Consider the following 962-nt stretch of genomic DNA (forward strand, 5'->3'; position numbering starts at 1 on the left):
CGTCTTCTCGACCAGAACGAGGATGCGCAGGCGCTTAAAGTGCTGTGCATGGCATTTGAGTGGTATCTCAGGGAGAAATTATCGGAAGCGGAGGATGTACCGCTTCCGTGGAATAAACCGGAGTAATCGTGACAGTTCTGGCCGGCGGCATTGCCGGTCAGATTGTTATTCTTCGTTGGTCAGGAAGTGATGGGCTTCGGTTGCTGTCTCGGCCTGATTAATTGCTGAAATGCTCTGATTAATCAGGTCTTCAAGACTAATTTGCGCGTCATTTCCTTTGCTCTGTACGTACATCTCACAAACCAGCGCGGTAAGAATCATAATACCCTCACGGCTACCGCTGGCTTTCATTATCAGGTCGCGCCGGTAGCCCTCAAGATCGAACTTAGGCCCGTCTGAATCATTGTTTTTATAAACCAGAAGCCCGAGGCGAATAAGTTCATTGCAGGTTGAAGACACGCTGACTTCTGCCGGGGACGCGCCGTTATTTAATTCTTTCTGAACAATATCACGCACTTCCCGCTCAATTTTATCTTTCAGGTAAACGCCTATTCTTCCCATATTAATTCCTGAGTTTCGGTAGTGTCGTAGGCGACACTACGGAGCAATGTCTGATGTTAAAAGCCGGTGGTCATGCAATGGCTGTGTGCTGGCAGAAAAAACCGATTCCGGCTGGAATCTGGTTTATACAGGTGTTCGTAAGCAGCACTAATGCAGCATTAGTGTGACACTGTGCGATATCTATCGCAATGGTTTTAAAGAATATCCACATTCCTGCGATAAACCTGCGACATACCGACACTAACAGGTAATACAATCCTCCGATATATGTATCCTGAACCTACGACATTATAGTGTCGGATTGTACGATACTTTTGGTTTTACTCTAAAAACTGCACAATTTAAAAGACACAACAACCTGATTCCAAAGGAAAAATCTGCAAGACGAAGTCTTGCGTGGG

The 962-nt window shown here is 45.9% G+C and carries 1 protein-coding gene; it reads right to left on the reverse strand.

Translation table 11 applies throughout. From position 1 onward, the window contains the following. Positions 1 to 165: 165 nt before the first annotated feature. Complete coding sequence (locus IAE50_RS25640; protein ID WP_200581689.1) at positions 166 to 561, reverse strand: relaxosome protein TraM; 396 nt, start codon at positions 559 to 561, stop codon at positions 166 to 168. Between the last annotated feature and the right edge of the window lie 401 nt (positions 562 to 962).

Origin of the sequence: Kosakonia sp. S42 (genome assembly GCF_016624785.1) — a bacterium.
GTDB lineage: Bacteria > Pseudomonadota > Gammaproteobacteria > Enterobacterales > Enterobacteriaceae > Kosakonia > Kosakonia cowanii.